Annotated in this window: 7 protein-coding genes; 3 read left to right on the top strand and 4 right to left on the bottom strand. The window is 69.4% G+C overall.

Annotated elements, in window-relative coordinates:
* Positions 1-429 (bottom strand): RDD family protein (locus tag VF542_RS07730; RefSeq protein WP_408651118.1); only part of this gene is annotated, 429 nt, incomplete at its 3' end.
* A 5-nt stretch (positions 430-434) separates the two neighbouring features.
* Complete coding sequence (locus VF542_RS07725) at positions 435-1211, bottom strand: DUF4191 domain-containing protein (RefSeq protein ID WP_408651117.1); 777 nt, start codon at positions 1209-1211, stop codon at positions 435-437.
* A gap of 130 nt (positions 1212-1341) precedes the next feature.
* Between VF542_RS07725 and VF542_RS07720 the strand changes: the two genes are divergently transcribed.
* On the top strand, positions 1342-2676 hold the full coding sequence (locus tag VF542_RS07720) for a hypothetical protein (RefSeq protein WP_408651116.1): 1335 nt from the start codon (positions 1342-1344) through the stop codon (positions 2674-2676).
* Between the two features lie 125 nt (positions 2677-2801).
* Here the strand turns inward: VF542_RS07720 and lipA are convergent, their stop codons facing one another.
* Positions 2802-3779: a lipoyl synthase gene (gene lipA, locus VF542_RS07715; RefSeq protein ID WP_408651115.1), complete on the bottom strand. Its 978-nt coding sequence runs from the start codon at positions 3777-3779 to the stop codon at positions 2802-2804.
* Positions 3772-4419 (bottom strand): lipoyl(octanoyl) transferase LipB, encoded by a 648-nt coding sequence (gene lipB / locus VF542_RS07710; protein WP_408651114.1) that lies wholly within the window; start codon positions 4417-4419, stop codon positions 3772-3774. The genes lipA and lipB overlap by 8 nt, the downstream gene beginning before the upstream one ends.
* A gap of 225 nt (positions 4420-4644) precedes the next feature.
* Here lipB and VF542_RS07705 point away from each other — a divergent pair, with 225 nt between their 5' ends.
* A complete protein-coding gene (locus tag VF542_RS07705) occupies positions 4645-6864 on the top strand; it encodes an MMPL family transporter (RefSeq protein WP_408651113.1) in 2220 nt (739 codons plus the stop codon).
* 70 nt (positions 6865-6934) lie between these two features.
* A partial coding sequence (locus VF542_RS07700; RefSeq protein ID WP_408651112.1) for a serine/threonine-protein kinase occupies positions 6935-7550 on the top strand: 616 nt, incomplete at its 3' end.

Genomic DNA, 7550 nt, shown 5'->3' with positions numbered 1-7550 from the left:
GATCACGGCGGTGGCGGTCAGCCGGTCGTGCAGGCCCCGGAAGTCCTGGTCGGCGACCAGCGCCGGAAGCAGCGCCACCAGCAGCGCGGTGCGGACCAAGGCCCGGATCGGGCCGATAGCCAGCCTGGCGTCCACCCGGATCACCCGCAGCCCGGTCAGGTACATGCCCAGCGAACGGCCGAACAGCAGCAGGCCGATGAGGTAGTCCAGGGCCAGCGGGATCAGGCTCCACTGGCCGGGCAGGTGCGCGGCCAGCCCGGGCAGGTCCTGGCGGTGCACGAACGGGCTCGCCACCAACCCGGCGGCCAGCAGGTCGAGGACGAACGCCATGATCCGGCGGCCCGTGGGGGCCAGCGATCCCGGCCCAGCCGGCGGCAGCCCGAGTGACTGGCCCCGGTAGCGCTGAGCCGGCGCCCGGTCCGGCACCACGAGGGTCAGCCGCGGCGGCGGGCCGCGCGCTGGACGCTACGCATCTTGACACCGCCGGGCATCGGCCCCTGGGGCAGCGGTGGCCGTTGCGCGCCCAGAGCGGACAGCCGCCGGTCCAGTGCCACCACCTGCTCCTTGGAGAGGTTGCGGGGCAGCTTCGTCAGATGTGCGTTCAGCTTGGCCAGCGGCACCTCGCCCTCGCCGCGACCGACCACCACGTCATAGATCGGCGCGTCGCCGGCCAGCCTGGCGACCCGCTTCTTCTCCTGGGCAAGCAGCGGCTTGACCCGATGGGGGGCGCCCTCACCGATCAGCACCACGCCGGGCCGGCCGAGCAGCCGGTGCACCGCGTCCAGCTGCGGCGTCCCCGCGACGGCATCGGTCTTGCGCCAGTCGCCACGCAACTGGCCCAGGACATAGGCGGCGGCACCTGCCTGGCCCTCGGCCTGCCGGTAGGCCGAACTCTGCGCGCGCCGGGAGAACAGGAACATCGCGGCCAGCAATCCCAACATGACAGCCGGCGCGATGGGCAGCCAGATGCTGCCGGTCATCAGGAAGACGAGCAGGTAGAACACTGCTGTCACGACCACGAACGCGATGATCAGATAGGGGACAAGCCGGGCGTCGTTCTGCCGGGTGAGGGTGAACGCCTGGCGCATCTGCTTGATCGAATCGCGCCTGGACTGCCTGCGCTGGGCGCGGGCTGCCTTCTTGTCGGCCCTGCTCAGCTTGGCCTTGCCGTTCTGCTTGCCATCCCGCTTCGCCCGGGTCGATTGCGCCATGACAACAGGATAGGCGTTTGCCGAAAGATGTTTCACCCGCGTCAAGGATTACCAGCTACAGTAAGGGGGCTGTTAGTTTCTCAGCGTGTTCGGGGGTTAACAAACTGTGCGAATCCGACGTCCTGACCGTGTGGTCGCAGCTTTGCTGCTGACCACGCTGGGCGCCTGCCTCGCACTGCTCGCCCAACCCAGCGCGGCCTCGACACTCGACAGCTACGACATCCGGGCCAGCGTTCGATACGGCTGTGCCCAGCACGGCGAGGACAGCTTCGTCGAGGTCACTCTCCACGCAGAGGACTGGAAGCGCGATGACCGCGAGCTGCTGATGCAGGTGGGTCTGGCCGGTCCCGAGTCACCCGACGCTGCCGACGTCTTCCCCGAGGGTGGACCCAGCTTGGTGACGCTCGGCGAGGACCCGGCCAAGATACGGCTGGCCGGCCCGGTGCACGACGGCGATCACGTCTTCCTCCGCCAGGTCGACCGCTCGGAGGTCATCAACCTGCCGCTGCAGGCAACCTGCCACCGGATCAAGCCGACCAACTTCGGCCTGGCCGAGCCCGCCGTGCAGGTCCTGGCCAAGGGCTGCACGTCCGGCTCGCGGGCCAACCTCCAGGTCACGCTGGACAACCCCAACGACGTGGATCGGCAGCTGGAGAAGATCGGCATCGAGCAGATCGACTACACCGTGCTGCTGGTGCGCCAGGACGGCCAACTGGCCGGGACCGACCCCGTCGGGACGCTGGTCAGCTTCGACGAGCCCAGCGCCTCGGTGATCACGCTGAGCCAGGTCGTGGCCAAGCCCGCCCGCTACGAGGTCCGGGTGATCGCCCTCGACGGCACGGTGGTGACCTCGGACAGCATTCGGTTGAGCTGCGCCGGCACCGTCCCCGGGCCGTCGAGCACCAGCCGGCCGACTCCGAGCGTGTCAGTCACAGTGCCGCCGAGTTCGTCGAAGCCGCCCAGCACGCCCGCGCACACGCCCACCGCGACAGCTACCCCTCCGTCCCCGTCGCCCAGCAGCTCTGCTACCTCGAGCAGCCCGGCTCCGACGAGTTCGGTGCCTACCAGTTCGGTGCCTACCAGTTCGGCTCCGGCCAGTTCGGCTCCGGCCAGTTCGGCACCGCCGGTAACCAGCCAGCCTCCGCCGCCGGCCACCTCCTCGGCTGCGGGTGGCGCCGCCGGGCCGACGGCCGGCAGCTCGCCCAGCCGGTCCAGCAAGCCGGCGCCCCACCCGAGCAACGGCGCAGGCCAGCCGTCGAACGCCACGCCGTCCAGCACTGCGCCGTCCAGCACTGCGCCGTCCAGCCCTGAGCCTGAGCCCAGCAGGATCCAGCTCGTCGAACCGCGGGCCAACTACGGCGGCCTGCCGGTGTTCCAGAAGGATGTCGCGCTGGTGGTGCTGGTGTTCTCCGCGGCGATGACGGCTCTGGTCGGCTCGGCCGTCATCAACGCTCGGCGCCGCTGAGATCGCCGCTTCAGCGGCGCTCAACCTGTGAACAGCGCTCAGCGCATTAGCGGCGCACAGGGTGGGACGGCGCTTGGCCTCTGAACGGCGCTCAGCGGGTGACGGCGGTCAGCGGGTGAGGGCGGTCAGCGGGTGAGGGCGGCGCTCGGCTTGCGGGCCTCGATCGCCTGCTGGTAGAGCCGCCCGGCCCGGTAGGACGAGCGCACCAGCGGCCCGCTCAGCACTCCGGCGAAGCCGATTTCCTCGGCCTCCTCGCGCAGTTCGACGAACTCCTCCGGCTTGACCCACCGGTCGATCGGGTGATGGCGCAACGACGGGCGCAGGTACTGGGTGATGGTGATCAGTTCGCAGCCGGCGTCGTAAAGGTCCTGCAGCGCCTGCGAGATCTCCGCCCGCTGCTCGCCCATGCCCAGGATCAGGTTGGACTTGGTGACCAGCCCGGCCTCCCGGGCGGCGCTGATGACCTTGAGCGAGCGCTCGTAGGTGAAGGCCGGCCGGATCCGCTTGAACACCCGGGGCACCGTCTCGACGTTGTGCGCCAGCACCTCCGGCCGGGAACCGAACACCTCGGCCAGCTGCTCGGGAACGGCGTTGAAGTCCGGGATCAGCAGTTCGACGCCGGTCCCCGGGTTCAGGCGGTGGATCTGGCGGACCGTCTCGGCGTACAGCCACGCCCCGCCGTCGGGCAGGTCGTCCCGGGCGACGCCGGTGACGGTGGCGTAGCGCAGGCCCATCGTCTGCACGCTCTCGGCGACCCGGCGCGGCTCGTCGGTGTCCAGGGCAGCCGGCTTGCCGGTGTCGATCTGGCAGAAGTCGCACCGCCGGGTGCACTGGTCACCGCCGATCAGGAACGTGGCCTCGCGGTCTTCCCAGCATTCGTAGATGTTCGGGCAGCCCGCCTCCTGGCACACCGTGTGCAGGCCCTCGCTCTTCACCAGCTGGCGCAACTCGGTGTACTGCGGCCCCATCACCGCACGGGTCTTGATCCAGGCAGGCTTGCGCTCGATCGGAGTCTGGGCGTTGCGGGCCTCGATGCGCAGCAGCTTGCGCCCGGCGCCGGCTGCCGGGGTGGACTCGGGGGCCCGCTGGCTGGGTTCAGTCACGGGATCGAGCGTACGCGGCGACCAGTCCGGGGAGGAGCGCCTCCACCACCGGCAGGGCGTCGGCGACGCTGACCTCCCGGTCCAGTTCGGCGGTCAGGGAGGTGACGCCGGCGTCGGTGATGCCGCACGGCACGATCCGGCTGAACCAGCTCAGGTCCGGGTTGCAGTTGAGCGAGAAGCCGTGCAGCGTGACGCCGCGAGCGACCCGGACGCCGATGGCGGCCACCTTCCGCTCCGGGCCGCGGTCATCGGCGGGCAACCAGACGCCGCTACGGCCGGCGACCTGACCGCCCCGCACGCCCAGCTCGGCGCACACCTCGATCAGCACCTCCTCCATCCGACGGACGTAGGCCACCACATCGACGGGGTTGGGCAGCTCGACGATCGGGTAGCCCACCAGCTGGCCCGGGCCGTGCCAGGTGATCTTGCCGCCGCGATCGACGTCGATCACCGGAGTGCCGTCCACTGGGCGCTCCCAGGGCTCGGTACGCCGGCCGGCGGTGTAGACCGACGGATGCTCGAGCAGCAGCGCGGTGTCGTCGATCTCTCCGACGATCCGCTGGGCGTGTAGTTGCCGTTGCCACTGCCAGGCCTGCTCGTAGTCCATCAAGCCGGCTCGTATGGTCCTCAACTCAGACACCTGATCATCTCCTCGCGCCCAGCCTAATCGGCTACTGCGACAGAAACCGTGCTCGTGCGTGCGCTCACACTCCCCGGCGGCACGGGCCGGTAATTGTCGGAGCACTGGGCTAGGAATGCCGCAGCGGTGGAGCCGACCTCAGCCAGTACGATGCCGCGCATGCTCGCCCCAGCCGGCGGGCTGTGGCTCCTGCTCAAAGTTCGGCAACCGTAATGGGGGATTTCGATGACTGACGTCAGAACATCGGCGCAAACCGGACCTGGGGCGACCAGGAAACGCCGGTTGCCGCGAGGCCTGCCGGTGTTCGCGGTGCTCGCCGTGGCGATCCTGGCGTTCCTGGCCGGCGGTGTCGGCGGCCCGTACCAGGGCAAGTTGGCCGAGGTGGAGAAGAACGACAACGCCTCCTACCTCCCGGGTTCCGCGGAATCGACCAAGGTCCTGGCCGAGTCCACCAAGTTCAACAAGATCGAGAACGTACCGGGCTTCATGATCTTCCACCGCCCGAGCGGGCTCACCGCCGCCGACCGGGCCGCCGCGGGCAGGGCGGCCGAGATCGTCGCCAGGACTCCGGGGATCGACACCGACGCGCTTGCCCCGCCGCAGACGTCCAGTGACGGCACCACGATCGCGGTGTTCACCCCACTGGTGCAGAAACAGGACGGCGAGGACGTCAAGTTCGACAAGATCGCCAAGTTGGAACAGAAGATCGTCGATGACACCACGGCCGGGCTTCCCGAGGGGCTGAAGGCCTATCCAGGGGGTCAGTCGGGCCTCTTCCTGGCATTCTCGGACGCCTTCGCCGGGGCCGACAGCACGCTGCTGCTCGCCGCGCTGGGCGTGGTGATCCTCATCCTGCTGTTCGTCTACCGCTCGCCGGTGTTGTGGATCTTTCCGATCCTGTCGGCAGTGCTGGCCCTCGGGCTGTCCTCGATCGTCATCTACTACCTCGCCAAGAACGGTGTCGTGACACTGAACGGGCAGAGCGCCGGCATCATGCCGGTGCTGGTGCTCGGCGCCGGCACCGACTACGCGCTGCTGCTGGTCTCTCGCTATCGCGAGGAACTGCATGTCTATCCCAACCGCTTCGACGCCATGATCAAGGCGTGGCGCGGATCGGCGCCGGCGATCGTGGCCTCGGCCGTCACGGTCATGCTCGGCCTGCTGTGCCTGAGCTTCGCGAGCCTGGAATCCGACAAGAGCCTGGGCCCGGTGGGCGCCATCAGCATCGCCTGCACCCTCGTCCTGTCCATGAGCTTCCTGCCGGTGGCGCTGTCGCTGGCCGGCCGCTGGGTGTTCTGGCCCCGCAAGCCCAAGGTCGACCAGATGGTCGACCTGGCCAGCCACGGCTTCTGGGCCCGGGTTGCCAGCAAGGTCGACGCCAACCGCCGGCCGGCCTGGATCGGTGTCGGGCTGGTGTTGGGTGCCTGCCTGATCGGCCTGGGTTCGCTGAATGCGCACGGTTTCAACACCGCGCAGGGTTTCACCAACACCCCTGACGCGGTGATCGGCCAGGATCTCTACGCCGCCAAGTTCGCCCGCGACACCAGCACGCCCGCGGTGATCACCACCAACGCCGGCTCCGTGGACGCCGTCATCGCCGCCGTGTCGAAGGTCCCCGGGGTGGACAGCAAGCCGGGCGCGGTGTGCGTCCAGGTCGACTACCCGAAGCTGGCAGCGGCGGCGAAGTCCGGCACCGTGCCGCCCACCGACGGCTGCGCTCCGGAGTCGCTGCGGATCCAACCGATCGACGGCCGGACGATCGTCAACGCCACGCTGGCCGACGCCTTCGACTCACGCGCCGCCTATGCCACCGTGGGCCGGCTACGCGACGCCGTCCACGGCGTCGCCGGTGCCGACGCTCGCGTCGGCGGCGTCTCCGCGGCTACGTTGGATGTCCAGGACGCCTCCGTGCATGACCGCAACCTGATCATCCCGATCGTGCTGCTGGTCATCTTCCTGGTGCTCGCGCTGCTGCTGCGGGCGATCCTGGCACCGGTGCTGCTCATCCTGACGGTGGTGCTCTCCTTCGGGGCCGCGTTGGGGCTCTCGGCAATCGCGTTCAACCACCTGTTCCACTTCGCGGGTGCGGACCCGTCCTTCCCGCTGTTCACCTTCGTGTTCCTGGTGGCGCTCGGGATCGACTACAACATCTTCCTGATGACCCGCATCAGGGAGGAGAGCCTTCGGCATGGCACCCGGGTCGGTATCTCCCGAGGCCTGACGGTCACCGGCGGCGTGATCACGTCGGCGGGCATAGTGCTGGCCGCCACGTTCGCGGTGCTCGGCGTGCTGCCCATCGTGTTCCTGGCCGAACTCGGCTTCGCCGTCGCGGTGGGCGTGCTGATGGACACCATCCTGGTGCGCAGCGTGCTGGTGCCGGCGCTGTCGGCCGATATCGGCAAGAAGATCTGGTGGCCGTCCAAGCTCGCCAACGCCGAGGACTGACCGCCGTCCGGGCTCGCTGGCCTGTGGACAACTTCGGCAGCGGCAGCGCCGTTTCTCCTACGGTGGGCCGATGTCGTTCACCGTTCCCGGCTACCAGGTTGACCAGCTCATCGGCTACGGCAGCCATGCCGAGGTGTGGTCCGGCCGCATCGCCGGCACCGCCGAGCCGGTAGCTCTGAAACGGATCATCGTTCCCGTACACGGCGATCCGGATCGGGCCGCGCAGCTGATCCGGTCGGCGCGTACCGAGGCCGCATTGCTCACCGCCCTGCAGCACCCGAGCCTCATCCGGTTGCGCCAGTACGTCCAGACACCGGCCGCGGTAGTGCTGGTGATGGAGCTTGCCGAAGGCGGATCGCTGGCGCAGCTACTGCGCCGCCGGGACCGGCTCAGTCCCGCCGAGGTCAGCGCCGCGCTGAGCCCGATCGCCGCTGCCCTGGCCTTCGCGCATTCCGAGGGCGTGCTGCACGGCGACGTCAGCGCAGCCAACATCCTGTTCAGCGCCACCGGTCAACCGAAGCTCGCCGACCTCGGGGTGGCCAGGATGCTGGTCGGACAGGCCGGGGCGGACCGGTCGCTGGGGACCCCTGCCTACGTGGACCCGGTAGTGGCGGCCGGTGGCGCGGCGGGTGCTGCGAGCGACGTGTTCTCCCTCGCCGCGGTGGCCCTGCACTGCGTGACGGGTA

Source organism: Jatrophihabitans sp. (assembly GCF_036389215.1).
GTDB lineage: Bacteria > Actinomycetota > Actinomycetes > Mycobacteriales > Jatrophihabitantaceae > Jatrophihabitans_A.
This window is presented reverse-complemented; position numbering and strand designations above follow the sequence as displayed.

What these genes read in the sequence shown, in the direction of transcription:
- VF542_RS07725 (WP_408651117.1), bottom strand. Translation starts at nt 1,211, where the DNA reads ATGGCGCAATCGACCCGGGCGAAGCGGGATGGCAAGCAGAACGGCAAG.
- VF542_RS07705 (WP_408651113.1), top strand. Translation starts at nt 4,645, where the DNA reads ATGACTGACGTCAGAACATCGGCGCAAACCGGACCTGGGGCGACCAGG.